General features: G+C 73.2%; 25 protein-coding genes. 11 read left to right on the forward strand and 14 right to left on the reverse strand.

All coding sequences use genetic code 11. From position 1 onward, the window contains the following. Positions 1-80 precede the first annotated feature (80 nt). Complete coding sequence (locus Q8X39_RS15710) at positions 81-1631, forward strand: Ppx/GppA phosphatase family protein (RefSeq protein ID WP_305750625.1); 1551 nt, start codon at positions 81-83, stop codon at positions 1629-1631. Between the two features lie 49 nt (positions 1632-1680). On the opposite strand, the gene Q8X39_RS15715 is transcribed toward Q8X39_RS15710, so the two are convergent. Beyond that, positions 1681-2310 carry a GNAT family N-acetyltransferase gene (locus Q8X39_RS15715; RefSeq protein ID WP_305750626.1) on the reverse strand — a complete coding sequence of 210 codons (630 nt, stop codon included), beginning with the start codon at positions 2308-2310 and terminating at the stop codon, positions 1681-1683. Between the two features lie 179 nt (positions 2311-2489). Here Q8X39_RS15715 and Q8X39_RS15720 point away from each other — a divergent pair, with 179 nt between their 5' ends. Continuing rightward, a complete protein-coding gene (locus Q8X39_RS15720) occupies positions 2490-2774 on the forward strand; it encodes a hypothetical protein (protein WP_305750627.1) in 285 nt (94 codons plus the stop codon). Positions 2775-2805: 31 nt separating this feature from the next. Here the strand turns inward: Q8X39_RS15720 and ppk1 are convergent, their stop codons facing one another. Further along, positions 2806-4905, reverse strand: coding sequence for a polyphosphate kinase 1 (gene ppk1, locus Q8X39_RS15725; protein ID WP_305750628.1), 2100 nt, complete (start codon positions 4903-4905; stop codon positions 2806-2808). 27 nt (positions 4906-4932) lie between these two features. After that, the gene (locus Q8X39_RS15730; protein ID WP_305750629.1) at positions 4933-5637 is read right to left on the reverse strand and encodes a DUF1045 domain-containing protein; all 705 of its coding nucleotides are present in this window, start codon (positions 5635-5637) and stop codon (positions 4933-4935) included. A 181-nt stretch (positions 5638-5818) separates the two neighbouring features. On the opposite strand from Q8X39_RS15730, the gene phnG reads away from it, so the two are divergent. From phnG to Q8X39_RS15765, 7 genes are all read left to right on the forward strand, one after another. Continuing rightward, the gene (gene phnG / locus Q8X39_RS15735; RefSeq protein WP_305750630.1) at positions 5819-6301 is read left to right on the forward strand and encodes a phosphonate C-P lyase system protein PhnG; all 483 of its coding nucleotides are present in this window, start codon (positions 5819-5821) and stop codon (positions 6299-6301) included. Between the two features lie 38 nt (positions 6302-6339). Further along, a complete protein-coding gene (gene phnH, locus Q8X39_RS15740) occupies positions 6340-7059 on the forward strand; it encodes a phosphonate C-P lyase system protein PhnH (RefSeq protein WP_305750631.1) in 720 nt (239 codons plus the stop codon). A gap of 2 nt (positions 7060-7061) precedes the next feature. Continuing rightward, the gene (locus tag Q8X39_RS15745; protein WP_305750632.1) at positions 7062-8165 is read left to right on the forward strand and encodes a carbon-phosphorus lyase complex subunit; all 1104 of its coding nucleotides are present in this window, start codon (positions 7062-7064) and stop codon (positions 8163-8165) included. Between the two features lie 73 nt (positions 8166-8238). Next, entirely contained in the window at positions 8239-9081 is an 843-nt protein-coding gene (locus Q8X39_RS15750) for an alpha-D-ribose 1-methylphosphonate 5-phosphate C-P-lyase PhnJ (RefSeq protein ID WP_305750748.1), read from the forward strand. Further along, positions 9078-9869 (forward strand): phosphonate C-P lyase system protein PhnK, encoded by a 792-nt coding sequence (phnK, locus tag Q8X39_RS15755; RefSeq protein ID WP_305750633.1) that lies wholly within the window; start codon positions 9078-9080, stop codon positions 9867-9869. The genes Q8X39_RS15750 and phnK overlap by 4 nt, the downstream gene beginning before the upstream one ends. Then, positions 9866-10669: a phosphonate C-P lyase system protein PhnL gene (phnL, locus tag Q8X39_RS15760; protein WP_305750634.1), complete on the forward strand. Its 804-nt coding sequence runs from the start codon at positions 9866-9868 to the stop codon at positions 10667-10669. Before phnK ends, phnL begins: the two co-directional genes overlap by 4 nt. Continuing rightward, complete coding sequence (locus Q8X39_RS15765; RefSeq protein WP_305750635.1) at positions 10666-11847, forward strand: alpha-D-ribose 1-methylphosphonate 5-triphosphate diphosphatase; 1182 nt, start codon at positions 10666-10668, stop codon at positions 11845-11847. The genes phnL and Q8X39_RS15765 overlap by 4 nt, the downstream gene beginning before the upstream one ends. Before the next feature lie 43 nt (positions 11848-11890). Here Q8X39_RS15765 and Q8X39_RS15770 read toward each other — a convergent pair whose 3' ends face one another. The 10 genes from Q8X39_RS15770 to Q8X39_RS15815 all read right to left on the reverse strand — a co-directional run bounded on the left by Q8X39_RS15770 (position 11891) and on the right by Q8X39_RS15815 (position 22590). Then, the gene (locus Q8X39_RS15770; protein WP_305750636.1) at positions 11891-12565 is read right to left on the reverse strand and encodes an HD domain-containing protein; all 675 of its coding nucleotides are present in this window, start codon (positions 12563-12565) and stop codon (positions 11891-11893) included. Positions 12566-12608: 43 nt separating this feature from the next. Further along, positions 12609-13412 (reverse strand): phosphonate ABC transporter, permease protein PhnE, encoded by an 804-nt coding sequence (gene phnE / locus Q8X39_RS15775; protein WP_305750637.1) that lies wholly within the window; start codon positions 13410-13412, stop codon positions 12609-12611. A gap of 68 nt (positions 13413-13480) precedes the next feature. Then, entirely contained in the window at positions 13481-14467 is a 987-nt protein-coding gene (gene phnD / locus Q8X39_RS15780) for a phosphonate ABC transporter substrate-binding protein (protein ID WP_305750638.1), read from the reverse strand. A 57-nt stretch (positions 14468-14524) separates the two neighbouring features. Then, positions 14525-15409 carry a phosphonate ABC transporter ATP-binding protein gene (phnC, locus tag Q8X39_RS15785; protein ID WP_305750639.1) on the reverse strand — a complete coding sequence of 295 codons (885 nt, stop codon included), beginning with the start codon at positions 15407-15409 and terminating at the stop codon, positions 14525-14527. Between the two features lie 73 nt (positions 15410-15482). Further along, complete coding sequence (locus Q8X39_RS15790; protein WP_305750640.1) at positions 15483-16328, reverse strand: phosphatase PAP2 family protein; 846 nt, start codon at positions 16326-16328, stop codon at positions 15483-15485. Further along, entirely contained in the window at positions 16325-18040 is a 1716-nt protein-coding gene (locus tag Q8X39_RS15795) for an ArnT family glycosyltransferase (RefSeq protein WP_305750641.1), read from the reverse strand. The genes Q8X39_RS15790 and Q8X39_RS15795 overlap by 4 nt, the downstream gene beginning before the upstream one ends. Further along, the gene (locus tag Q8X39_RS15800) at positions 18037-19752 is read right to left on the reverse strand and encodes an ArnT family glycosyltransferase (protein ID WP_305750642.1); all 1716 of its coding nucleotides are present in this window, start codon (positions 19750-19752) and stop codon (positions 18037-18039) included. Before Q8X39_RS15800 ends, Q8X39_RS15795 begins: the two co-directional genes overlap by 4 nt. Then, positions 19749-20855 carry a glycosyltransferase family 2 protein gene (locus tag Q8X39_RS15805; protein ID WP_305750643.1) on the reverse strand — a complete coding sequence of 369 codons (1107 nt, stop codon included), beginning with the start codon at positions 20853-20855 and terminating at the stop codon, positions 19749-19751. Before Q8X39_RS15805 ends, Q8X39_RS15800 begins: the two co-directional genes overlap by 4 nt. Next, positions 20852-21724, reverse strand: coding sequence for a lysylphosphatidylglycerol synthase domain-containing protein (locus Q8X39_RS15810; RefSeq protein WP_305750644.1), 873 nt, complete (start codon positions 21722-21724; stop codon positions 20852-20854). Before Q8X39_RS15810 ends, Q8X39_RS15805 begins: the two co-directional genes overlap by 4 nt. Beyond that, entirely contained in the window at positions 21721-22590 is an 870-nt protein-coding gene (locus Q8X39_RS15815; RefSeq protein WP_305750645.1) for a phosphatase PAP2 family protein, read from the reverse strand. The genes Q8X39_RS15810 and Q8X39_RS15815 overlap by 4 nt, the downstream gene beginning before the upstream one ends. 141 nt (positions 22591-22731) lie before the next feature. Here Q8X39_RS15815 and Q8X39_RS15820 point away from each other — a divergent pair, with 141 nt between their 5' ends. Together Q8X39_RS15820 and lplT are read left to right on the forward strand one after the other, a co-directional pair. Next, a complete protein-coding gene (locus Q8X39_RS15820; RefSeq protein WP_305750646.1) occupies positions 22732-23781 on the forward strand; it encodes an NAD-dependent epimerase/dehydratase family protein in 1050 nt (349 codons plus the stop codon). A 3-nt stretch (positions 23782-23784) separates the two neighbouring features. After that, the gene (lplT, locus tag Q8X39_RS15825; protein WP_305750647.1) at positions 23785-25119 is read left to right on the forward strand and encodes a lysophospholipid transporter LplT; all 1335 of its coding nucleotides are present in this window, start codon (positions 23785-23787) and stop codon (positions 25117-25119) included. Between the two features lie 6 nt (positions 25120-25125). Here the strand turns inward: lplT and Q8X39_RS15830 are convergent, their stop codons facing one another. Next, entirely contained in the window at positions 25126-26370 is a 1245-nt protein-coding gene (locus tag Q8X39_RS15830; protein ID WP_305750648.1) for a glycosyltransferase family 4 protein, read from the reverse strand. Positions 26371-26500 lie beyond the last annotated feature (130 nt).

Raw genomic sequence — 26500 nt, forward strand, 5'->3', positions numbered from 1 at the left:
ATCGTATTCCATGAAGCGTCCGAACGCCATCGCGGTCCGTGTGACCCATGCCCTCCGCCCGTCGTGCGCCGAGGTGATCCATGCCTGAGGTGATCCAGGACGAACGCCCGGTCGACGCGCCGGCCAGCACCGCCCACGGCCAGCAATGGCGCGGCGTGCTGGCGGCGGTGGACATGGGCTCCAACAGCTTCCGGCTCGAGCTCGCGCAGATCCGCGAAGGCCAGTACCGCCGCATCGCCTACCTCAAGGAGACCGTGCGGCTGGGCGGCGGCCTCGGGCCGGACGGCCGGCTGTCGCGGGTCGCGGTCGAACGCGCGCTGGCCTGCCTGGCGCGCTTCCGCCAGCGCCTGGGCGGCCTGCCCTCGACGCAGCTGCGCGCGGTCGCCACACAGACCCTGCGAGAGGCCAGCAACCGCGACGAGTTCCTGTTCCAGGCCGAGCAGGTGCTGGGCTACCCGATCGAGGTCATTTCCGGCCGCGAGGAGGCCCGGCTGATCTACACCGGCGTGTCGCGTCTGGAGCCGGCCGCACATGCCCGGCTGGTGATCGACATCGGCGGGCGCTCGACCGAGCTGATCGTCGGCGAGGGCGAAGCCGCCCGGCTGGCCGAGTCCTTCCAGATCGGCAGCGTCAGCCTGTCGGAGCGCTATTTCCCCGAAGGCCGCTGCACCGAGCAGGCCTTCCGCGAGGCCCAGATCGCCGCCGGCGCCGCCTTCGAGGAGGTCACCCAGGCCTTCGGCCGGCATCGCTGGAAGGAAGTGCTCGGCTCGTCCGGCACGGCCGGTGCGGCCGCCGAGCTGCTGGAGGCCAACGGCCTGAGCGACGGCACGATCAACGAGGCCGGCCTGCGCTGGTGCATGCGCGAATGCATCCGCGCCGGCACGGTCCATGCGCTCAAGCTCGACGGCCTGCGCGAGGAACGCCGCGCGGTGCTGCCCGGCGGCGTGGCGATCCTCTCGGCGCTGCTCAACCAGTTCGGCATCGACGAGATCCGGCCGACCCGCGCGGCGCTGCGCCAGGGTGTCATCTTCGACCTGTCCGAACGCATCGCCGCCTCCCGCGCCCATGACCGCGCGACCTGGCGCGACGAGACCGTGCGCGACCTGCAGCGCCGCTTCGAGGTCGACCTCGGACAGGCCCAGCACGTGCGCGAACTGACGCTGGCCCTGTACGACCGCATGGTCCCGAACCCGCCGCACGAGGCCCGCCAGGAGCTGGCCTGGGCGGCGGCGCTGCACGAGATCGGCATGAGCGTGTCGCACCACGACCACCACCGCCACAGCGCCTACCTGCTGGCCCACATCGACGCGCCGGGCTTCTCGCAGAGCCAGCAGCGCCGGCTGGCCGACCTGGTGCTCGGCCAGCGTGGCGGGCTGCGCAAGATCGAGGTGCTGCTGGCCGACCCGCACCGCGCCGCCCAGGTGCTGGCGCTGCGCCTGGCGGTGCTGTTCTTCCATGCCCGCAGCGAGCTGCTGGCCGAGGTGCCCCAGATCGAGCTGAAGGAGGGCGTCGCGACGCTGACGCTCGATCCGGCCTGGGCCAAGGAGCAGCCGCGCTGCATGCACCTGCTGCGTGAGGAGCAGCAGGTCTGGGCCCGCATCGGCGACATCGACCTGGTGCTGGTGGCCTGAGGTTGCGGGCTGGGGGTCGGCCTCCCGGCCGACCGATCAGGCCGCCAGATCAGGCCGGCTCCGCCGCCTGGTCCGGCCCGCCGGCATGCTGCAGCGGGGCCTTGGCGCCGCGCACCGGCGTGAGCTTCTCGATGTAGTCGCGACCGCCGCGCGCGCCCGGCTCGACCGACAGCGCCAGCCGGCGTGCCCCGGCGGCCTGGGCGCGCAGGCTCAGTTCGGTGATCAGCAGGCGGGCGACGCCGCGATCGCGCGAGGCCGGGTCGACCAGCAGGTCCTGCAGCAGCGCCAAGGGCTGACCGCCGTGGCTCATGCCCGGCAGCAGGTAGAGGGTCGCGGCACCGGCCAGCTCCAGGCCGGACTCCAGCAGCCAGATCTGGCCGCCGGCGCCGACCAGCGTCGACCAGAGCTGTTCGGCCTCGGCCTCGCTGGCCGGCTCGCGGCCCAGCGCCACGGCCTGCAGGCGACGCAGACGGGGCAGGTCCTCGGCGCTTGCGCAGCGCACCTGCCAGTCGGGCGCATGGCCACGCCGGCGGGCGGCCTTGGCGGCGCGCAGCTTGTCCAGGCCCTTGCCGGGCAGGGACGCCAGCTCGCCGGGCGTCAGGGCCCGCATCACGTTCATCGCGCCCCGGGCGGCGGCGCCGATGGCCTTGTCCAGGGTCTTGGGGCTCTTGCTCGTCATCGCGGCTTCCTCGGGGCCTGCCGTCGTCCGGGCGCTCGTCCGGATCCTCGTCGGCGGATGACCAGTCTGCGATGGTCATGTGACAGGCCGTTGGCGATCTCGACAAAGCGGCGCACAGCCCTTAGATTTCGCGGCTTGGGTTTGTCTGACCGATCCACCTCCCCATTGAAGGAATAGCGATGCTTCAGTCCTTGGATCTCGACGGGGTCTATGCCCGCACGCTGGCGGGCCGGGCGCAGGTGCTGCGCCTCGAACGGCCGACCTCGCTGGCCCAGCACCTGATGCTGCGCCTGAACGGCTACACGCCGCTGCGCGAGATCGTCACCCGTGAAGAAGAGCCGCTGGTGCCGCAGGCCTTGCAGGAGCTGCTGCAGGCCGGCTGGATCGAGGTGGTGCGACCGGCCTCCGACGAACCGACCGAATCGCAATGGGGCTCGCTCGGCCAGATGGACCTGGCGGCCTGAGCCGCCCGATCCGTGGCCGCGCGGCCGGCCTTCAGCGGTGGCGCTGCACCAGCGCCCGCTGGGCGCTCTGCTGGCCCTTGCCATCGGCGACGCGGGCATAGCTGCCGTCCGAGGCCAGCGTCCAGGCATCGACGTCGTCGTGCAGGTAGGGCACCAGCGTCTCGTCGATGACGCGCTGGCGCAGGGCGGGATCGCGCACCGGCCAGGCGACCTCGATGCGGCGTTCCATGTTGCGGCTCATCCAGTCGGCGCTGCCCAGGTAGAGCGCTTCCTGCGTGAGGCCGTCGCCCCAGCGGAAATAGAACACCCGGCTGTGCTCCAGGAAGCGGCCGACCAGCGAGCGCACCCGCACGGTCTCGGTCAGGCCCGGCACGCCCGGTGCCAGCATGCAGGCGCCGCGCACGATCAGGTCGATCTGCGCGCCGCACTGGCTGGCGCGCACCAGCGCCTCGATCAGCACCGGATCCGTCAGGGCATTGAACTTGGCGACGACGCGGGCGTCCTTGCCTTTCCTGGCGGCCTCGCCGACCTTGTCGAGCAGCGCCACCATCTGCGCCTGCAGCGACTCCGGCGCGACCAGCAGGCGCCGGGTCGGCGCCATCGGGTTCAGGCTGGCCAGGTGCTGGAACACCGCCTCGACGTCGGTGGTCATCTCCGGGTCGGCGGTCAGGCAGCCCAGGTCGGTGTAGAGCCGGGCCGTCTTCGGGTTGTAGTTGCCGGTCGACAGGTGGGCGTAGCGGACCATGCGCGGGCCCTGCTTGCGCGTCACCAGCAGCAGCTTGGCATGGGTCTTCAGGCCGACGATGCCGTAGACCACCTGGGCGCCGACGGCTTCCAGGCGCTCGGCCCAGTTGATGTTGGCTTCCTCGTCGAAGCGGGCCTTCAGCTCGACCACGGCCAGCACCTCCTTGCCGCGCCGGGCCGCCTCCAGCAGCAGCTCCATCAGCACGGACTCGCTGCCGGTGCGGTAGATCGTCTGCTTGATGGCGAGCACGTTCGGGTCCTCGACCGCCTCGCGCAGGAACTGCACCACCGGCTCGAAGGACTCGAAGGGATGGTGCAGCAGCACGTCGCGCTCGGCCACGCTGGCCATGATCGGGCGGTTGCGCGGCAGCGTCGCCGGCCAGGACGGCTCGTGCGGCTTGAAGCGGTGGCTCGATGCGCGGGCCTGGTCGATCAGCGAGTTCAGGCGCACCAGGTTGACGGGGCCGTTGACGCGGTAGAGCGCCGCCTCGGGCAGGTCGAACTGGGTCAGCAGGAAGTCGCTCAGCGCGGCCGGGCAGCTCTGCACCACCTCCAGCCGGATCGCCTCGCCGAAATGGCGTGCGCTCAGCTCGCTGCGCAAGGCGGTGCGCAGGTTCTTGACCTCGTCCTCGTCGACGTCGAGGTCCGAGTCGCGCGTGACGCGGAACTGCGAGAACGACTCGACCGTGCGGCTCGGGAACAGCTCGGCCAGGTGGGCGCGGATCACGCTGGTCAGCTGCACGAAGGCCTGCTTGCCCTCGCTGATGCGGTCGGGCATGCGGATGATGCGCGGCAGCACGCGCGGCACCTTGACGATGGCGATGCCGTTCTCGCGCCCGTAGGCATCGAGCCCGCCGAGCTGGACGATGAAGTTCAGCGACTTGTTGGCCACCTGCGGGAAGGGGTGTGACGGGTCCAGGCCCAGCGGCACCAGCAGCGGCTGCACCTCGCGGTGGAAGTACTGCGCCACCCAGGCACGCTGCGCCTCGTTGCGCTCGGCGTGGTTGATCAGCACGATGCCCTCGCGCGCCAGCGCCGGCATCAGCACGTCGTTGAACAGCGCGTACTGCTCGTCGACCAGCGTGTGAGCCTCCTCCGCGGCCTTGGCCAGCTCGCTGTGGGTGGTGCCGCTGCCCGGCTCGGAGGCGGCCTCCAGCGCATCGGCGAAGCGGACCTCGAAGAACTCGTCCATGTTGGACGAGACGATGCAGATGTAGCGCAGGCGCTCCAGCAGCGGCACGTCCTCGCGTGCGGCCTGGGCCAGCACGCGGCGGTTGAAGGCGAGGATGGAGCGTTCGCGGTTCAGCAGGCGGTGTCGCGCCGGCGCTTCGGCGGCGGCGGTGTCCTTGGCCTGATCCTTGGCGTGGTCCTTGACAGGGGACGGCATCGGGTTCTTCTGGGGCATCCTGTCAGTTTATGACCGTGATGCGACAGTCTCGTGACCGTTCGACAGGGCCAGCCGCTCGATCAGCTGCAGCGGTGCGCCGGCCGCAGGCTCGATGTAGAGGCACAGGTCTCGCACCGGCGCCGGATGCGTCAGCGCCCCGGCGAAATGGGCCACCGCCTTGGCCTGGCGGACCGTGCGTTCGGCGGGTTCGAGGCCGTCGGTCAGGGTCAGGTGAAAACGCCAGCGGTGCAGCACGTGCGGGTAGCCCCAGCGGTGCAGCAGCGCGCGCTGCTCCGCGTCCAGCCGGGCATCGGCACCGCGTCGCGCCAGCTCGACCGGGTCGGCTTCGGCGCGCAGGTCGTCCAGGCTGGTCAGGGCATCGTCGGCCAGCGACTGCAGCGCGCCCATCGCCTCGGCCGGTCCATCGGGCGAGGGCCGCAGGGCCAGGAAGTCGGCCATGCGGGCAACCGCCAGCCGTGGCAGGTCGAAGGGCGCGTGGCGCGCGGCCAGGGCCTCCAGGCGCTGCAGCAAGGTGTCGGCCTTGACGCTGGCGGCCAGCCGCATGGGCGGACGCAGCGTCGCGTGCCAGCCGTAGCGCCAGGCCGAGCGGGCCCAGGACGGTGGCTGTTGCAGCGGCTGTCCGGCGCGCGGGTCGCGGCCCAGCCAGCTGCAGCCGGCCTCCCACAGCGGATGGTCTTCGGGTGGGGCGTAGTAGACGGCGTAGCGGTGCATGCGCGGCGCAAGGGAAGGGGGAAGGGGGAAGGTGCGGCGGCGGTGGAGGGTGGCATCGGACGGTGGCGGGCCGCCGTTCAGTCGGATCGTTGGCTCGGGGTCAGCGTCGACTCACTTCAACAAAGTGTCATGGCCGCTGCCCACACTGCTGCGGATTGTCGAAACCACCGATGAAAGCGCCATGACCGCCCCCGACGACCTGGATGCCGAGAGCGTCGCCGACCGCCAGGACTGGCTGGCGCTGCTGGCCGCCAGCCCGCGTGCGCTGCTGGCCGAGAAGGCCGCGCCGTGGCTGGCCACGCAGACCTTCGAGGACCTGCGCCCGGCCGAGATGGGCCTGGTGATGCTGCGCGCACGCATCTCGCGCGACGGTGACCGCTTCCACGTCGGCGAAGCCCCGGTGACCCGCTGCGCGCTGCGGCTGTGCACGCCCGAGGACGACGGCCTGGTCGGCATCGGCTACGTGATCGGCCGTGATCCGGAGCGTGCGCGCTGGACCGCCGCGCTCGACGCGCTGCTGCAGCACCCCGGTCATGCCGCGGACGTGCGCACCTCGGTGCTGGAGCCGCTGGCCCGCGCCGTGGCCGCCGCCCGCGCGGCCGAGGCGGCGCAGGTCGCCACGACCCGCGTGCATTTCCACACCGTGCAGGGCGAGGCCGCTTGACGACGCGACCGGCCGCTGCGGGCCCCGCGCAGGAAACCATGATCCACGCCACCCTCGGCGACCCCGCCGCGTCGACGGCCAGCCTGGCCGCCGGCTTGATCGACCCGGTACACGGCACCCAGGCGGTCTACCGCCGCGTGCTCGACGCCATGGCCCGCCCGGGCCGCGTCGCCCGGCTGCCGGCCGGTCTCTTCGTGCATCCGAGCCGGCCGTCGTTGCCGCTGGGCAGCGCCTGTGCCGCGCTGCTGCTGACGCTGTGCGACAGCGAGACCACGCTGTGGTGGTCGCCCGGACCGCGCCTGCCGCAGCTGCATGCCTGGGCGCGCTTCCATGCCGGCGTGCGCTGGGTCGAGCGGGTCGAGGATGCCGAGTTCGTCGGCCTGCGCGGCGCGGCGCTGACGCCCGCGCTGTGGTCGCGCCTGCGCACGGGCAGCGACACCGCGCCGCAGGGCTCGGCCACCCTGCTGGTCGAGGTCGACCTGCTCAAGGGCCTCGCGGCGGACGCCTCCGACCGTGACGATGCAGCCGATGCCGCCGACGGGGTCGATCCGCTGCGCGACGACGTGCGCCTGCGGCTCGAAGGCCCGGGCATCGAGACCGCGCACGAGCTGCGCGTGGCCGGCATCCCGCGCGAGACCTGGCTGGCGCGCATCGCCGCGCAGCCCGACTACCCGCGCGGCGTCGACCTGCTGCTGTGCTGCGGCAGCCGGGTCGTCGGCCTGCCGCGCTCGACCCGCCTGACCTGCCTGGAGGACTGAGCATGTACGTCGCCGTCAAGGGTGGTGCGGCCGCCATCGCCGCCGCCGAACGCCTGCTCGCCGCCGCCCGGCGCGGCGATCCTGCCGTGCGCGAGATCGAGGTCCGGCAGATCCGCGAGCAGCTCGGCCTGCTGGTCGACCGCGTCATGGCCGAAGGCTCGCTGCACGACCCCGAGCTGGCCGCGCTGGCGCTCAAGCAGGCCCGTGGCGACGCGGTCGAGGCGGTCTTCCTGCTGCGCGCCTACCGCACCACCTTGCCGCGCCTGGGCAGCAGCGAGCCGCTGGCCATGACCCGCATGGCCACGCGCCGGCGCGTCTCGGCGATCTTCAAGGACCTGCCCGGCGGCCAGCTGCTCGGCCCGACGGTCGACTACACCCAGCGCCTGATCGACTTCGGCCTGCTCGATGTAGGCTCACATGTTGAGCCCGTGGCCGCACCGTCGGGTGAGCTGGCCGAGCCGGTCGGCGCGGGCCGCGAGCCCTGTGCGCTCGATCCGCTGGCCGCCGAGGGCGTGATCGAGCCGGTGCAGCCCTCGCCCGGCGACCCGCTTCCGCCGGACATCACGCGCGAGCCGCCGATCCATCCGCTGGGCCGTCCGGCACGGCTGCAGATGCTGGCGCGGGCCGACGAGGGCTGGCTGCTGGGCATGGCCTATTCGACCCAGCGCGGCTATGCCAACAGCCATCCCTTCGCCGGCGAGATCCGGGTCGGCCGGGTGCCGGTCGAGCTGGTGCCCGACGAGCTGGGCTTCCCGATCGAGATCGGCGCGGTCGAGCTGACCGAATGCCAGATGCTCAACCAGTTCGCCGGCAGCGCCAGCGCGCCGCCGCAGTTCACGCGCGGCTACGGGCTGGTGCTGGGCCACGGCGAGCGCAAGGCCATGGCGATGTCGCTGGTCGACCGTGCGCTGCGCGGTGCCGAGTTCGGCGAACTGCCGCAGGCCGGCGCGGCCGCGCAGGACGCCGAGTTCGTGCTCGCCCACGGCGACAACGTCGAGGCCTCCGGCTTCGTGCAGCACCTCAAGCTGCCGCACCACGTGACCTTCGAGAGCGAACTGCAACTGGTGCGCGCGCTGCGCGAGGAGTTCCGCGATGAACCTGCATGACCTGCCGGCCGACCGCGCCGCGCCCCCGGCCGCAGGCCCGCACGTGACCGCCACCGGCGACGCGGCCGTGCCGATGCGCGCCGGCTACAACTACGCCTACCTCGACGAGCGCACCAAGCGCATGATCCGGCGCGCCCTGCTCAAGGCCGTCGCGGTGCCGGGCTGCCAGGTGCCGTTCGGATCGCGCGAGATGCCGCTGGCCTACGGCTGGGGCACCGGCGGCATCCAGCTGACGGCCGCGCTGATCGGCCGCGAGGACACGCTCAAGGTCATCGACCAGGGCAGCGACGACACCACCAACGCGGTCAACATCCGGCGCTTCTTCCGCCAGGTCACCGGCGTGGCGACGACCGAGCGGACCCGCGAGGCCACGCTGATCCAGACCCGACACCGGATCCCCGAGGCCCGCCTCGGCGAGCACCAGATCCTGTGCTACCAGGTGCCGCAGCCCGAGCCGCTGTTCAAGCTGGAGCCGCGCCGCAGCGAGGCCATGGCGCTGCACGGCCATGCCGAATACGGCCTGATGCAGGTCAAGCTCTACGAGGACGTGTCGCGCTGGGGCCGCATCGACGCGGCCTACGACCACCCGGTCCTCGTCAACGGCCGGCACGTCATGTCGCCCTCGCCGATCCCCAGCTTCGACAACCCGAAGATGCACCGCATGGCCGCCTTGCAGGTCTTCGGCGCCGGCCGCGAGAAGCGCCTCTACGCCGTGCCACCGTGGACCGACGTGCGCAGCCTGGACTTCGAGGACCATCCCTTCGAGGCTCGCCCGCAAGGTCATGCCTGCGCGCTGTGCGGCAGCACCGACACCTGGCTGGACGAGAGCCTGCGCGACGACGGCGAGCGGCTGTGGACCTGCTCGGACACCGACTTCTGCCGCGAGCGGCAGGCCGACGCGCAGGCGCCGCGATGAACGACGACCGCGACGAGCCCTTGTTGCGCGTGCAGGGCCTCGGCCATCGCTTCCCCGGCGCGGCCGAGGCGGCGGTGCGCGAGGTCGACCTGACGCTGCATCCCGGCGAGGTGGTCGCCATCGTCGGCGAGTCCGGCTCCGGCAAGAGCACGCTGCTGGACTGCATCGCCGGTCGGCTGGTGCCGCAGCAGGGCGAGGTGCGCTACCGCACGCGCGCCTCGCAATGGGTCGACGTGCATGCGATGCCGGAGCGCCAGCGCCGCGAGCTGGCGCGCACCGAATGGGGCCACGTTGTGCAGCATGCCCACGAGGGCCTGCGCATGCGCGTCAGCGCCGGGGCCAACATCGGCGAGCGCCTGATGGCGCTGGGCCGGCGCCACCACGGCCAGCTGCGCGCGCAGGCCGGCGACTGGATGCGCCGGGTCGAGCTGGACGACGGCCGCATCGACGACCTGCCGGGTGCCTTCTCCGGCGGCATGCGCCAGCGCCTGCAGATCGCGCGCAACCTGGTCACGCACCCGCGCCTGGTCCTGATGGACGAGCCGACCACCGGCCTGGACGTGTCGGTGCAGGCCCGCCTGCTCGACCTGCTGCGCCTGCTGGTCAGTCGCCTGCACCTGTCGGCGCTGGTGGTCACGCACGACCTGGGCGTGGCCCGGCTGCTGGCGCACCGCACCGTCGTGATGCAGCACGGCCGCATCGTCGAGCAGGGCCTGACCGACCGGGTGCTGGACGACCCGCGCCATCCCTACACGCAGCTGCTGGTCTCCTCGGTGGTGACGCCATGAACGCCAACCCTTCCTTCTTCGCGGGCACGACCGCCGCCGCCCTGGCGCCGGAGGTGCTCGATGTGCGCGACCTCGGCAAGACCTTCACCCTGCACCTGCGCGGCGGCTTGCGCCTGCCGGTGCTGCAGGGCGTCAACCTGCGGCTCGCGGCGGGCGAATGTGTTGCGCTGGTCGGGCCTTCCGGCCAGGGCAAGTCGACGGTGATGAAGTGCCTGCACGGCAACTACGCGGCCGACACCGGCCGGGCCCTGCTGCGCACTGCCGACGGTCGCCGCGTGGACCTGCTGCAGGCCGATGCGCGCGAGCTGATCGCCCTGCGCCAGCGCGAGATCGCCTACGTCAGCCAGTTCCTGCGCGCGGTGCCGCGCGTCAGCGCGCTCGACGTGGTGGCCGAGCGCGTGCTCGATGCCGAGGCCGCGCGCCGCGCCGAGCCGATCGACGAGCAGGCCCTGCCCGAGCTGCTGGCATCGGCCCGCGAGGCCGCGCGCACGCTGCTGGCGCGCCTGAACCTGCCGTCCGGCCTGTGGGACCTGCCGCCGGCGACCTTCTCCGGCGGCGAGCAGCAGCGCGTCAACATCGCCCGCGCGCTGGTCGTGCCGGCCACGCTGCTGCTGCTCGACGAGCCGTCCGCCTCGCTCGATGCGCTCAACCGGCGCGTGCTGGTCGAGCTGATCCTCGAAGCCCGCCAGCGCGGCAGCGCGGTGCTGGGCATCTTCCACGACGCCGAGGTGCGCGATGCGGTGGCCAGCCGCTGCATCAACCTGGCCGAGAACCGCGCGCTGGCGATGGAGGCCTGGTGACACACGATCCCCTGGCTGGCTGCGTGCCGGAACGAACGGTCGAACGGGTCCTGGAGCGGGCCCGCCTGGTGCTGCCCGACGAGGTCATCGACGACGGCCATGTCGTGATGCGCGGCAGCTGCATCGTCGCGATCGGGCGTGGCGCGAGCCGCGTGGCCGGCGCGATCGACCTGGACGGCGACTGGCTGCTGCCCGGCCTGGTCGAGGTCCACACCGACAACCTCGAACGCCACGTCATGCCGCGCCCCCAGGTCATGTTCCCGATGATCGGCGCGGTGCAGGCCCACGATGCGGAGATCGCCGCCGCCGGCATCACCACCGTGCTGGACGCGATCGGCGTGGGCGACCCCTATGGCGACGGCTTCCGCGCGCGCGACCAGAGCGAGCTGCTGGCGGTGCTGGACCTGCTCGAATCGGCCGGCACGCTGCGCTGTGACCACCACGTCCACGTGCGCTGCGAGCTGCCGGCACCGAACGCGCGCGAGCTGTTCGAGCCCTTCGCCGGCCACCGCCGGTTGCGCCTGATCTCGCTGATGGACCACACGCCCGGCCAGCGCCAGTGGACCGACATCCGCCACGCGCGGACCTACTACACCGGCAAGAAGGGCTGGAGCGACGAGCGATTCGACGCCGAGGTCGAACGCGCCCCGCAGCGCCAGCGCGAGCATGCCGAGCCGAACCGCACCTGGTTCTCGGCCCATGCCCGCGCGAGCGGCGTCGCGCTGGCGACCCATGACGACACGACCGCCAGCCACGTCGAGCAGGCCCGCGCGATCGGCGCGCGCATGAGCGAGTTCCCGACCACGCTGGAAGCCGCCCGGCTGGCGCATGCGCTGGGCCTGTCGACCGTGGCTGGCGCGCCCAACGTCGTGCGCGGCGGCTCGCATTCGGGCAACGTCGCCGCCCTGGACCTGGCGCGCGCGGGCGTGCTGGATGCGCTGTCGTCGGACTATGTGCCGACCAGCCTGCTGCAGGCCGCCTGGCGGCTGCACCACGAAGGCGGGCTGACGATGCCGAAGGCGGTGCGCACCGTCACGCGTGCGCCCGCGCTGGCCTGCGGGCTGGAGGACCGGGGTGCGCTGGCACCGGGCCTGCGCGCCGATGTCGTGCGGGTCCGCGAGGTCCACGGCCTGCCGGCCGTGCGCGAGGTCTGGCGCGACGGCCGCCGCGTGATCTGAGCGGCGGCCTCTTCTCGTCCCGTTGTCTTCCGTCGGCCCTGCCTCAGGCCAGCGACAGCCGCGGCGCCTGCTGGCGCAGCAGGTCGGCCAGCACGCCGAGGTAGTGGGCCAGCGGTGGCGTCAGGCGGCCGGTCATCTTGGCGGCCTCGTCCCAGCGGCGCAGCTGCACCGCGTCCTGTGCGCCAGGCAGCGACTCGAAGTGCGCGATCTCGTCGCGGTCGAAGGCGCCGCCCTGCAAGGCGAGCGAATGCACCGATGCCGGGCTCAGGCGCTCGGCGTAGTGGTCGTCGACGGCGACCAGGTAGCGCTTGGCGGCCACGTGCAGGCGCACCGGATCGGCCACCGCCGCGCCGAACACCGGCGCGAGCCAGTCGGCGGCCAGGTCCTCGTGGCGGTCATCGACCTGGTCGTCCAGCGCGATCTCGAAGTGGCCGATGTCGTGCAGCAGCGCGGCCGCCACCAGTGCCGGGGCCGCACCGGCCAGCTCGGCCAGGTGGGCGCATTGCAGCGCGTGTTCCAGCGCGTTGACGTCCTCGCGGCGGCGGCCCTCGTAGGGCTGGTGGCCGTGCAGCATGAACTGCAACGCCAGGTGCTCCAGCGCGGCCGCGCCGGCCGGCTCGACGCCGTCGAGGTCGATCCAGTGCATCAGCGACTGGTGGACTTCCGAGGCCGCGCGGGCGGCGCTCTCGGCGGGCGGGGTGTCGTGACGATCATGCATGGCGAGCTCCTTCGGTCATCGTTGGGCGGGGCGGGGCCGAGGCTCAGACCAGCCGGCGGCGCAGCCAGGCAGAGGCCAGGTCGATCAGCGCCACCGAGGCGACCAGCATCAGCAGCACGGCGCTGGTCTGGGCGTACTGGAAGCCGCGGATCACGTCCCACAGCACCAGGCCGATGCCACCGGCGCCGACCATGCCGACCACCGAGGCCGAGCGCACGTTGGCCTCGAAGCGGTAGAGCGTGTAGGAGATCCACAGCGGCAGCACCTGCGGGATGACGCCGTAGAGGATTTCCTCCAGCCGGTGCGCGCCGGTCGCGCGGATGCCTTCGACCGGCTGCGGATCGATCGCCTCGACCGCCTCGGAATACAGCTTGGCCAGCGTGCCGGTGGTGTGGACCCACAGCGCCAGCACGCCGGCGAAGGGGCCCAGGCCGACGGCGACCACGAACAGCAGCGCGAACACCATCTCGTTGATCGCGCGGCAGGCATCGAGCAGCCGTCGCACCGGCTGGTGGACCCACCAGGGCGTCAGGTTGCCGGCGGCCAGCAGGGCCAGCGGGGCCGAGCAGGCGATCGCCAGCACGGTGCCCCAGACGGCGATCTGCAGCGTCACCACCAGCTCCTGCAGGTCGTGCCGCCAGTCGCCGAAGTCCGGCGGGACGAAGCCACGCGCGAACTCGGCCATGTTGCCGGCGTCGCGCCACAGGTCCATCGGCCGCATGTCGGCGCCCTGCCAGCTGCCGGCCAGCACCAGCGCGATGAACAGCCAGACCAGCCGGCTCGACCAGGAGGCCGCCGGTGGCGGTGGCAGGAGGCGGGCCTGTGGCGCGTTCAGGGCGGCATTCATCGCGGCGGGTTCCGGTCGGCGGCCGAGTGGTCGGTCAGCGGGTGTTGGCGGTCAGCGCGTGCTGGCGATCAGCGCGCGCTGGCCGTCTGGCGGCCCAGCTCGGCCAGGCGGGCATCGATGTCCTTGAGCTTCTTCGCCTTCTCGTCGGCGGCCAGGGCGGTGTCGGCCTCGACCTTGTTGCGCTCGCGGACCAGTTCGAGCTGGCGGATCGGCAGCAGCTGGCTGTTGTCCGAGGCCTGGAAGCCGCTGACGGTCAGCTGCGCCAGGATGGCCTTCTCGCGCGCATCCTTGCCGTAGCCGACGAAGAAGTCGCGCAGCTGCTTCTTGACGGCCGGATCGACGTCGCCGCGCATGACCAGCGGATCGCTGGGGATCAGCGGCGAGGTCCAGACCACGCGCAGGTCGGCGTGCTTCTCGGGCATCTTGAGCTTCATGCGTTCCATCGCGTCGCTGGCGACCACGGCGGCGTCCAGCTGCCGGTTGACCACCGTCAGGATGTTGGTCTCGTGGTTGGCCCGCACGGTGCGCTTGAAGTCGCGCGTCGGATCGACCCCGTTGAGCTGGAAGGCGTAGTAGCCCGGCACCAGCGAGCCGCTGGTGGAGTTCGGGTCGCCGAGGCCGAAGTTCAGCGTCTGGCGCGCCTTCAGCACGTCCTGGAGGTTGTTCAGCGGGCTGTCCTTGTGGACGATCATCTGGCTCCAGTAGCCGGTGCCGCCGTCGGGCTGGACCATGCGCGCGAAGACCTCGCCCTGGGCCCGATCGACCGCTTCCATGGCCGACTTGTTGCCGAACCAGCCGACCTGGACCTTGTTGAAGCGCATCGCCTCGATCACGCCGGCGTAGTCGGGCGCGAAGTAGGCCTTGACCTTCAGGCCGGTCGCCTTCTCGAGGTCTTCCAGCACCGGCAGCCAGGTGCTCTTGAGGTTGGCGGACGACTCGGTCGAGATGATCCCGAAGTTCAGTTCACGGGCCTGCTGGGCCTGTGCGGCGATGGGCAGGGCCAGGGCGGCGGCCGTGACGGCGAGGATCTGGGCCAGGGTGTTGCGGCGGTTCATGTCGTGTCCTTCGGGAGGGTGGAGCGGGGGGGCATTCGAGGCGCGGCCTGGGGGTGTTCAGGCCGCCAGGGCGGTGTCGAGGGTGGTGTCGAGGGCGTTTGGGCGCCGCAGCGCCTCCGACGCCGGCAGGGCCTGCGGTGCGGCGACGGGCCGGTGGCCAGCCGGGTCGAACAGCTCGTCGACCTGGCTGCCGTACAGCTCGGCCAGGCGGTTGGCGTCGAGTTCACGGGTCGGGCCGTCGTACACGATGCGGCCGTGGCGCAGCGCGATGGTCCGCGGGCAGCTGGCGAAGGCATGCTCGACCTGGTGCAGCGACACCAGCACCGTCACGCCCAGCTCGCGGTTCAGCTCGGCCAGCAGGGCCATCACGCGGCGCGAGGCATCGGGGTCGAGCGAGGCGATCGGCTCGTCGGCCAGGATCACCTCGGCACCCTGCACCAGCGCGCGCGAGATCGCCGCGCGCTGCTGCTGGCCGCCCGACAGCGTCGAGGCCCGCTGCCAGGCGCAGGGCGCGATGCCGACGCGGTGCAGCGCGGCGGCGGCGCGTTCGCGCTCGCTGGCCGGGAAGCGCCCGAGCAGCGTGCGCCACAGCGGCAGGCGGTGCAGCGAGCCGACCAGCACGTTGTTCATGACCGAGAGCCGGTCCACCAGGTTGAACTGCTGGAAGATGGTCGCGGTGCGCGAGCGCAGCGCCCGCACCTGCGGCGACAGCCGGCCGCCCTGCTGCACCGGCTGGCCGAGCAGGCGCACGACGCTGGGCGTGCCGGCATCGGCGCGGTGCAGGCCGTTGAGCAGGCGCAGCAGCGTCGACTTGCCCGAGCCCGACGCGCCCAGCAGCGCCACCATCTCGCCGGCCCGGACCTGGAAGGACACGTCGCTCAGGGCCGCATGGCCGTTGAAGGACTTGTGCAGCGACTGCACGTCGATGATGGGTTCGGCCACGGCAGCAGCTCCTCGGGTGGGCAGGTCACAGGTCCGTGTCGACGCCTCGACCCGCAGGCCGGACGTCGCAGGTTCAGCGGATGTTCGACAGCGGCCGTGACCGGCTGATGACCGCAGCCGGGTCCGCGCCGGCGCCCGGGTGCGGCATCCCGCGCTGCAGCCCGCGCTGCATGCGCCGCGCCCGGCCGCGCACCGCCACCGCGCGCAGCAGCAGCGCCACGCCCCAGACCATCAGCCCGGCGAACAGGATGTCGCTGAGGAAATGGCCGCCCTGCAGCACCCGGCCGGCACCGACCAGCAGGCCGGCCAGCAGGCCGATGCGGGCCCATCGGCGACGCCGTCCCGGTGCCGCCAGCAGGCCGATCACCATCACCGCATAGCCTTGCGCCGCATGGCCGCTGGGGAAGGAGCAGTTGCTGTCGCACAGCGCGCTGGGCTGGGCGATCGAGCGGAAGGGCTGGCTGCCGCCCAGGGTCTCGACGGCGGCCGGACGCGGCCGGCCCCAGTGCTCCTTGAAGCCGGCGTTGACCACCAGCCAGACGCCCAGCACCAGCATCGCGACGATCCACGGTGCCCGGGCACGCCAGCGCTGCAGGCCGGGCGACACCGGCCGGCGCCAGGCCATCAGCACCAGGCCGGCCAGCAGCGCGAGGCGGCCGATCCACGGCACCGTCCAGTAGACCGCCTGCACCAGCGGATGCAGGCCCCAGGCATAGGCCGGCGCGCCCTCGCCACCGGCCTGCCGCGCGGCCTGGCTGACGGCCAGGTCGATGCCGGGCCAGCCGGCGAACACGCCGATGGCGAGCAGCGTCAGCGCCAGCCATGGCCAGGCGGCGCGGCGGCGGCGGCGGGTGCGGCTGGATGTGCTGTGGGAAGTGCTGTGGGAAGTGCTGGGGGTGTGGATCGGCACATGGGTCATGGCGACGGGACTCCGGGGTTCATCGCAACGGCGCGCTCGGCCGGGCCGGGCGCGTCCATGCTCAGGCTGCGCAAGCGGGCCCGCCACAGCCACAGCGTGACGACCGAGTGCGTGCCGGCGCGGGCCTGCGCCGTGCCCAGCAGCTCGGGCGGGTCGAGCCGCTCCAGCAGGTCGGCCGGCAGGTCCCGGTCGGCCAGGATCAGCACCACATCGCCGATGCGCTGTGCGCCGGCCCGCGGCCAGGCCGCCGTCAGCTCGTAGTGGCTGTGCGGCGGGCCGCCGGCCGACCAGGCGCGCCAGCGCACCGGCAGGTCGCGCCAGCCGTGCGCGGCGATGGCCACGACGCTGCGCGAGGTGGTCAGCATCGGCGCGTCGGGATGCTCGCGCAGGGCCTGTCCGGCGCGCCCATGCAGGTCGGCCAGGGCTTCGGGCCAGCCGCGCATGCGGGCCCAGATGTCGAGCCGGCGCGGCAGCGTGCTGCCCGCGTCGACCCGGTCATGCCACACCTGGCTCAGCGGTTGAGCCAGCGGCACCACCGCACCGGCGGCGGTGTGCAGCGCCAGCAGCCCGACCAGCAGGCGCTTCCCGCCGGATGTCACCGGGCGCAGCGCGAGCGCCAGTCCCAGCGCCAGCACCAGGCCGGGCACCAGCGGCGCGACCCAGTTGACCTGCGGCTCGCCACGCAGCGCCTGCAGCATGCCCAGCAGCAGCAGCGGCAGGTGCAGTGCCAGCAGCAGCCGGGCGCCGGCGCCGCCCTGGCGGGCCAGCACCCGCAGGCTCGACGGCAGGATCGCCAGCAGCAGCGGCCCGGCCATCAGCAGCACGCCCAGCGGCACCGACAGGCTGCGCAGCAGCTCGGCCACGTAGGGCGTGCCGTCCGGGCGCGACACGGCGGTGATCTCGGCGGTGTGCTGGAGCGTCGGCCAGCCCATCGCGGCATTCCAGGCCAGGTGCGGCAGCAGCATCGCCAGGCAGACCCCGGCGGCCGACAGCAGGCCCAGCCGTGCATCGCGGCGCAGCGCCGGGACTTCGGCCAGCAGGCCCTGACGGCGGTCCAGCCAGAGCCAGGCGAGCGCGCCGGCCAGCCAGGCGGCGTCGCTGTACTTCGACAGCAGCCCGATGCCGCAGACCAGACCCAGCAGCAGCCAGCCCGCGCGCGAGGCATGGCCCGCGAGGTTGGCTTGCCGGACATGCCACAGCAGCGCGCTGGCCAGGCTCCAGCACAGCAGCAGCGGCGCATCGGTGGTGGTGGCCAGGCCCAGCAAGGCGGCCAGCGGGCTGGCCAGGAACAGCGCGGCGGTCCAGCCGGCGGCGCGGCGCGGGTCGGCGCCGTGCTCGCGCGCCAGGCGGGCCGCGAACAGGCCCAGCACGAGGGCGGTCAGCGGGAACAGGATCAGCCCGACCGACTTGACGCCCAGCACGCCGTCGCCGAACAGCGCGGTCGCGCCGGCCAGCAGCGCGGCGATGACCGGCGGCTTGGAGTAGTAGCCCCAGGCCAGCGCGGTCGACCAGTGCCAGTACTGCGCCTCGTCGACGTGCAGGCCGGGGCCGCCGTCGCCGGGCGAGCCCAGCGCCCACAGCAGCGTCAGCAGCCGCAGCACGGCAAAGGCCAGCACGACCACGACCAGCGTGCCGGCGACGGCGCTGCGGGCGCTGTCCCGGCGCAGGCCGTTGCGGGCCGGGTCGGCGGTCCCGATGTCGGCGAGGTTCATGGCGCGTCCCGCCCGATCAGCAGGTAGCCCGGTGCGCGGGCGATCACGTGCAGGCCGGGCTCGGCCTGCAGGGCATCCAGCCGGTCGGCCCGGACCAGCGCCAGCTCGCCGGCCTCGGGTGCGCGACGCGGTGCCGGCTGGCCCAGGTAGAAGGCGAAGCTCGGCTGGTGCAGGCCCCATTGCACCGCGACGCGGCCGGGCTGCTGGGTGCGGGCGATGCCCGCCAGCGTCTTGACCGGCCCCTGCAGCCGCTCGGCCCACCAGGGCAGCAGCAGCTGCGTCAGGCCCAGCACCAGCAGCGCGGCGGCCAGCAGCGGCGCGGCCGGCCGCAGCGGGCTGCGCCGGCCGGCCCAGCTCGCGCCGCCCAGCAGCAGGCCGAGCACGGCCGCGCCGATGGCCAGCGTGCGGCCGGCCTCGCCGGACAGCAGGCCGGGGCCCGCCAGCAGCAGCGCATGCAGGGCCTCGGCCGGACGGGTCGAGGCGGCGATGTGGCCTTGCGCCAGGTCGCTGGCCCACAGCACCCCCAGCGGCAGCAGCAGGAAGCCGAGCGCGAGGCCGGCTTGCCCGATGCGCTGCGAACGTGTCTCGGCCGGCACGGCCGGCTCCGTCAGCGCACGCCCGGCCAGGATCGCCAGCGGCGTCAGGCCGTAGAGCACGTAGTGCGGCAGCTTGGTGCCCGAGGCACTGAAGAAGACCAGCACGAAGCCGGCCCACAGCAGCAGGTAGCGTTCGGCCGGGTCGCGCCAGCGGGTCCGCAACCGCGCCAGCACCGGCACCAGCAGGGCCGACCACGGCAGCATCAGCAGCGGCAGCAGCAGCAGGTAGTAGAACCAGGCGCCGCCGTGGCCTTCGAGCGTGCCGCCGTAGCGTTGCAGGTTGTGGCGCCACAGGAAGCCGTCGACGAAGGCCATGCCGTGGCGGTGCAGCGCGTAGGCATACCAGGGCGCGGCCACGCCGACGAGCACGGCCCAGGCCCAGGCGTCCGACAGCAGCGGGCGCAGGCGTTGCCAGGCGCGTGCAGCGATGCCGGCGCGGTGCCCGGTGGATCGATCGTCGGGGCGGTCCATCCAGCCGGCCGACAGGCACCACAGCCCGACCGCCGCGCCCGGCACCAGCACGGCCACCGGTCCCTTGGTCAGCAGGCCCAGCGCGATCCACAGCGCGGCCAGGCGCAGTGCGCGCCGGCCGCTGCGCTGCCGGGTGTCGTCCAGGCCGGGGGCGAGGTCGCGCAAGGCCGTCCAGAGCGACAGCGTGGCCAGCGCCAGCCACAGGTTGAGCAGGGCATCGGCGGTCGCGGCCCGGCCGATCAGCGCCACGCCCAGGCTGGTCAGCAGCACGCTGCCGGCGGCCAGGCCGGCGCGCAGGTCCGGCGTGCCGCCCGGCGGGCTCATGCGGTGAGCCACCACGTGCGCCACGAAGACCGCCCACAGCCACGCGGCCAGCGCCGAGGGCAGCCGCACCGCGAACTCGTCGAGGCCGAACAGCGCCGCGCTGGCGGCCTGCAGCCAGTAGACCAGGATGGGCTTGTCGAAACGGTCCTCGCCGTTGAGCGTGGTGTGGCCCCAGTCGCCGCTGGACAGCAGCTCGCGCGTGGCCTCGGAGAAGGCGCCCTCGTCGACGTCGAACAGCGGCAGCGTGCCCAGCCCGAACAGCTGCAGGGCCAGCGCGGCCAGCGCCCAGACGAGGAAGACGCGCCGGTGCGCGCGGCTCATCCCGGCAGGCCGGACCAGCCGGCCGCATCGTCGCTGCGGGCTGCACCGGCGGTGCCGTTCGCATCGGCCGGCTCGCCGCGCAGCACGTAGGGCGAGGCGTGGCGCGCGCCGTAGTAGATGCGGATCAGCAGTTCGGCCAGCACGCCGGTGGTCAGGAACTGCAGGCCACCCAGCAGGCCGGAGAAGCCCAGCGCCAGCAGCGGGCGCGCGCCGACGTCCTGCCCCATCAGCTTGAGCACGGCCAGGTAGCCCAGCACCGCCAGGCTGCCCAGGCTGAGGATCAGGCCGATCACGCCGAAGAAGTGGCCCGGCCGCGCGGCATAGCGCTGGAAGAAGCTGACCGCCAGCAGGTCGACGACCACCCGCAGCGTGCGCGACAGGCCGTACTTGGACGTGCCGACCGTGCGCGCGTGGTGGCGCACCGGCTGCTCGCCCATGCGGTCCTGCGAGGTCACGGTCGACAGCCAGGCGGGGATGTAGCGGTGCATCTCGCCGTACAGCCTGACCTCGCGCAGCACGCTGGTCCGGAAGGCCTTGAGGCTGCAGCCCAGGTCGTGGAAGGGCAGCTGGGTGATGCGGCGGATCAGCCGGTTGGCGAGCTTCGAGGGCAGCTTGCGCAGCCAGAAGCCGTCCTGCCGGTCAACGCGCCAGCCGGCCACGATGTCGAGGTCCTCGCGCAGCAGGCGTGCGACCAGCGCGGGGATGTCGCGCGGGTCGTTCTGCAGGTCGCCGTCCATCGTCACGATGACGTCGCCGCGCGCGGCATCGATGCCGGCCTGCATCGCGGCGGTCTGGCGGAAGTTGCGGGCCAGCCGCACGACGCGGATGTGCGGGCCGACCGTGGCCGCATGGCGCTGCAGCGCGGCACCGGTGCCGTCGCGGCTGCCGTCGTCGACGACCACCAGCTCCCAGGGCTGGGCGTAGCCGGCCAGGGCCGACTGCACCGCGTCGATCAGGCGGGCCGCGTTGCCGACCTCGTTGTACATCGGCACGACCACCGACAGGCGGTGCGCGGGCACGGGGCGGCTGTCGTGGTCGAGCGGCGCGGGCTGGGCCGTGTCGTCGGGCCGCGCGAGGGGTGTGTTCAGGCTCAGGTCGGTCATGGTGTCGGATCGGGCAAGGGGGCTCGGTCGCCGTCGAGCAGCAGGGCCGGCCAGGCGGCCAGCAGGCTGACGGCGAGCCAGAAGAGGTGGACGATCAGCGCGGCGGCGACGACCTGGTCGATGGCGACGGCACGACCGGCCGCCAGCGTGTTCAGGCCGGCCCAGACGCCGGCTTCGTAGGTGCCCAGGCCGCCGGGTGCCTGCAGGGGCAGCACGGCGGCCCATTCGCCGCCGAGCGCACCACGCAGCGTGGCCGCCAGCGTCAGGCCGGTCAGTTCGGCCAGCAAGGCGCCGACCACGGCCAGGCGCAGGCTCCAGTTGGCGGTCGCACAGAGCCAGGCGATGCGGTGTTGCCGACCCAGGCCGGTGATCGAGGCGAAGGCCGCGTGCAGCACGGCCAGGCCGACCGGTGCGACCAGCGCCAGCCAGGGCGACGGCGCGAACCAGGCGGCACCGGTCAGGGCCAGCAGCACGATCACGTCCTGCAGCCGCATCCACAGCAGGCTGGCCGACGAGGCCTTCCAGCCCACGCCCCAGCGCTGCTGCAGCCACAGGCCGTAGCCCAGCTCGCCGCTGCGCAGCGGCAGCAGCAGCACGGCGGCGTTGTGCAGCAGGCACAGGCGCAGGCAGGCAGCCCAGTCCGCGCCGGTGCGCACCTGCCATTCCGCATGCAGGCGGGTCGCCCGCAGGGCATGGCTGGCCAGCACCGTCAGCGCGGCCAGCAGCCAGAGCCCGGTGGGCAGCGCGCGGACCCGCTCGGCCAGCGTCGCCAGGTCCAACCCGTGCAAGGCCCAGGCAAAGCCGGCAACCACCGCGACGCTGGCCAGCAACAGGCCCACCAGCCGGCGTCGGGCAGGGCTGAGGTTCACGACGCTTCCGGCTGCGCCCGGCCACGTCGGCCACGCTGGACGCGCCACAACCCGGCCAGCCGCCACAGGGCCACGCCGGCGCCGATCGCGCCGAGCACGCGCTGGCCCGGCAGCGCCAGCGGGTAGCCGGTCGGCAGGCCCCACATCACGACCGAGCAGGCCAGCAGGCCGAGCGCCAGCACGGCGCTGCCGATCGGGCTCATGAGGTGAGCCACCCAGCGGCCGCGCTGGGCGCACCACCAGCCGGCATGGCCGACCAGCACGCCCAGCGCGCCACCGGCGCAGACATCGGCCGGCCAATGCGCACCGACCGCGATGCGCGAGATCGCGACGGCCACGCACAGCGTCCAGACCGCCAGCCGCCAGGGCCGGGGCAGGCGCCGGTCCAGGCTGATCAGCGTGGCCACGGTGAAGGCGGTGACCGCATGGCCCGAGGGCATGGACTTCGACAGCAGCGGCGTGCCGACGACCACCAGCTGGTCCAGGCCCAGCGCAGCGGCCGGACGGGCCATCTGCACCAGGTTCTTGATGCCATGGGTCAACGCGCCGCCGATCGGGAAGCAGGCCAGCAGCGCGGCCAGCAGGCGGGTGCCGGCCTGGCTGGCGCGGTTCGATGCCGGCGGGGCGGCCAGCGCGAACACGATCAGCGCGCTCAGGCCCAGGCCCAGCACGCTCAGGCCCGACCACAGTTCGGGCGCCCAGGCCCCGGTGGCATTGATGGCGCGGAAGACCGCGAGGTGCAGCGCCTGCGAGGTCTCGCCGCCCAGCAGGTGCAGCAGCAGCGCGGTCGCGAGCACGGCGGCACTGGCCTGTCCGGCCGAGCGGTGCGCGGCGGGCAGGCTGCGGGGAACATGCAGGTCGGTCATGGGCCGATGCTCGACCGCAGCCGTGACAAGTCCTTGAAGGTCGCGTGACGGAACGATGACCTGCGCACACCGCTGCGACGGGTCATCGCAGCGACACGCGATCGCCACGGTCCTGTCACGCAGCCTGCCCAGCATCGCGGCATGACCTCGATCCTCGTTACCGGTGCAGCTGGCTTCATCGGCGCGCACGTCGCCCGCGCACTGGTTGGCCGTGGCCATCGCGTGTCGGCCTGCGACAACTTCAATGCCTACTACGACCCGAAGCTCAAGCAGGCGCGCGTGCAGGAGCTGCTCTGGCCGGTCGGCGTGAACGTGCAGCATGTCGACCTGACCGACGTCGCGGCCACGCAGCGGCTGGTCGAGGCCAGCGGCGCACAGGTGGTGCTGCACCTGGCAGCGCAGGCCGGCGTGCGCCACTCGGTCGACGCGCCACTGGACTACGTCCAGGCCAACCTGCTGGGCTTCGGCTCGGTGCTGGAGGCCTGCCGCCGCGCCGGCGTCGGCCACCTGCTGCATGCCAGCTCGTCGAGCGTCTACGGCCACCGCGAGGGCGAGGGCGAGGGCGGTGCGCGACCCTTTTCCGAGTCGGACCGCATCGACCGTCCGGCGTCCTTCTACGCCGCCACCAAGGTCGCCAACGAGGCCATGGCCCATGCGACCGCGCGGGTCCACGGCCTGCCGACGACCTCGCTGCGCTTCTTCACCGTCTACGGTCCCTGGGGCCGTCCGGACATGGCCTGCTGGCTGTTCTCCGAGCGCATCCGCCTGGGCCTGCCCATCGTCGTGTTCGGCCGCGGCGAGCTGCGGCGCGACTTCACCTATGTGGACGACACCGTCGAGGCGGTCTGCCGCCTGATCGAGCGCGGCGCGCCACGGCCCGATGCGCAGGGCGCGCCGGTCGAGATCTTCAACGTCGGCCACAGCGTGCCGGCGACGGTCAACGAGCTGGTCGCCGGCCTGGAGCAGGCCATCGGCCGGCGCGCGGTGATCGAGCATGCGCCCCTGCAGGTCGGCGACGTGCCGCACACCGAGTCCGACCCGACCCGGTTGCGTGCGGCCATCGGCGACTGGCCGCGCACGCCGCTGGCGCGCGGCCTGGCCGAGTTCGCCGACTGGCATCGCGGCTGGCTGCAGCGTGGCGCGGGCCAGCCGCAGCGGGTGGCGATGCCGTCCTACGCGCAAGCGGCCTGAGCGGTGCACCGCCACGCCGGTTCGGCGGCAGGGGCCGGCCTGCCGCGCGGCTTCCATCGCCTGATCGCGGCGCAGTTCTGTTCGGCGCTGGCCGACAACGCGCTGCTGATCGTCACCATCGCCTTGCTGGTCGAACAGGGCGCGCCGGGCTGGTGGGCGCCGATGCTCAAGTTCGGCTTCACGCTGTCCTACGTGCTGCTGGCGCCGGTCGTCGGCCCGCTCGCCGATGCCTGGCCCAAGGCCCGTTTGATGGCCTGGATGAACCTCGTCAAGGTGCTGGGCGTGGTCGGCCTGCTGCTGGGCTGGCCGGTGCTGCTGGCCTTCTCGATCGTCGGCTTCGGTGCGGCCGCCTATGCGCCGGCCAAGTACGGCCTGGTGACCGAGATGGTCGGTGCCGACCGGCTGGTCGAGGCCAACGGCTGGATCGAGGTCTCGGTGGTCGGCGCGGCCCTGCTGGGTGCCGTCGTCGGCGGCGTGCTGGTCGGGCCGTGGTGGACCGGCTCGACGGCCTCGCTGGCCTGGCGTGAAGCGGTCGCGTGGCTGACGGGCCAGCCAGCGGAGGGGGTGCTCGGCCTGTCCCTGCTGGCGGTGCTTGCGGTGCATGCGCTGGCGTCCTGGCTGACCGTGGGCGTGCCCGACAGCGGCGCCCGCTACCCCGCCTGCGAGATCCATCCGCGGGCGCTGCTGCGCGCCTTCCGCGAGGCCAACCGCCTGCTCTGGCGGGATCCGGATGGCGGCCTGTCGCTGGCGGTCACGACCATCTTCTGGGGCCTGGGCGCGACGCTGCAGTTCATCGTGCTGCGCTGGGCCGCCGACGTGCTGCACCTGCCGCTCGACCGGGCGGCCTTCCTGCAGGCGGCCGTGGCCATCGGCGTGGTGGTCGGCGCGACCGCGGCCGGCCGCTGGGTCGCGCTGCACCAGGCCAAGCACATGCTGTGGGCCGGCGTCGCGCTGGGGCTGACCATGCCGGTGGTGGCGGTGACCTCGTCGCTGCCGCTGGCGCTGGCGCTGCTGGTCATCGTCGGGGCCGTCGGCGGGCTGATGGTGGTGCCGCTGAACGCCTTGCTCCAGCACCGCGGCTGCGAGCTGCTGAGTGCCGGCCGGTCGATCGCCGTCCAGGGCTTCAACGAGAACGCCAGCGTGCTGGCCATGCTGGCGATCTATGCCGGCCTGCTGGCGCTGGACGTCGGCATCGTGCCGCTGATGTGGGGCTTCGGCCTGGCCATCGCGCTGGCGATCGCTGGCCTGATCGTGCTGGAGCACCGGCGTGCCCGACGCGCCCGGCTGGCCGGGGCGCTTGCGCCACAGCCGTCGACGCCAGCCGGCGCGACGGGCTGATCCGGCTCAGGGACTGAGCGGCAGGCCCGCAGCCAGCGGCGCGGCCGCTGCCGGTTCGGCATGGCGCGCGATCGCGCCGCGCAGCACCGACTCGAAGCGCGCGACGATCGCGTCCCAGCCCAGGTCCTCGGCCCGCAGGCGAGCCTGCCGGCCGTGCTGGCGGCAGCGTGCCAGGTCCGACGACAGGCTCAGCGCATGAGCCACGAAGGCCCGGACATCGCCCGGCGACGCCAGCAGCCCGTGTTGGCCTGGCTCGACCAGCTCGCCGGCGGCGGCATGGTCGTAGGCCACCACGGCCAGGCCGCTGGCCATGGCCTCGGTGGTCACGTTGCCGAAGGTCTCGGTCAGGCTGGCGAAGACGAACAGGTCGGCGCTGGCGTAGTGGGCGGCCAGTTCGGCCCCGCGCTGCTGGCCGGCGAAGACCACCTCGGGGTGGCGGGCCTGCAGCTCGGCGCGCTGCGGGCCGTCGCCGACCACGACCAGACGCGCCTTCGGCAGCGTGCGGGCGATGGCGTCGAAGGCGGCGCTCAGCACCGCGAGGTTCTTCTCCGCCGCGACCCGGCCGACGTAGAGCACGACCGGATCGTCCGGCCCGGCGCCCCAGCGCTGGCGCAGCGCCTCGCTGCGGTGCGCGGGTGCATAGCGCACGGTGTCGACGCCGCGCGTCACCACGTGCAGGTCGCGAAAGCCCTGGGCGGCCAGCTCGTCGCGCAGGGCCTCGGTGGGCACCATGGTGGCGTCGCAGCCGTTGTGGAAGTGGCGCAGCCAGGCGGCGATCGGACGGTGCAGGAAGCCGATGCCGTAGTGGCCGCTGTAGGCGTGGAAGTTGGTGCGGAAGTCCGAGCAGACCGGCAGGCCCAGCGAACGTGCCGCACGGCGAGCCGAAGCGCCGAGCGGGCCTTCGGTGGCGATGTGCACGACGTCCGGGCGGCGCTGCTGCCACATCCTGCGCAGCATGCGAGCGGCCGGCAGGCCCATGCGCAGGTCGGCGTAGAGGGGGATGGGCAGGCCGGGCAGGCGGTGCAGGCGCAGGCCGCCGACGAGTTCGGGGCGCGGCCCGGTGCAGGATTCGCCAGCCTGGCGCGGGCGCATCAGGTCGACGTCGTGGCCGCGTGTGACCAGGCCCTCGACCACGCGGGCCAGCGTCATCGCGACGCCATTGACCTCGGGCGGATAGGTCTCGGTCACGCAGGCGATGCGCAGCGTGCGGGCGCGGCCGTCGGACGGCAGGCAGGCGAGGGCAGGGCTCATGGTGACGATGCTGCGCCGGGCTCGCAACAATTCGATGACAGGGCAAGCTGTCGCCGATCCGTCACGCGTCTTTCATGTCCGCTCGTCACCATCGTGACACGCTGGCATCGTGCCCTGGCCGTGCCGCAAG

Source organism: Leptothrix discophora, from assembly GCF_030705305.1.
Lineage (GTDB): Bacteria > Pseudomonadota > Gammaproteobacteria > Burkholderiales > Burkholderiaceae_C > Sphaerotilus > Sphaerotilus discophorus.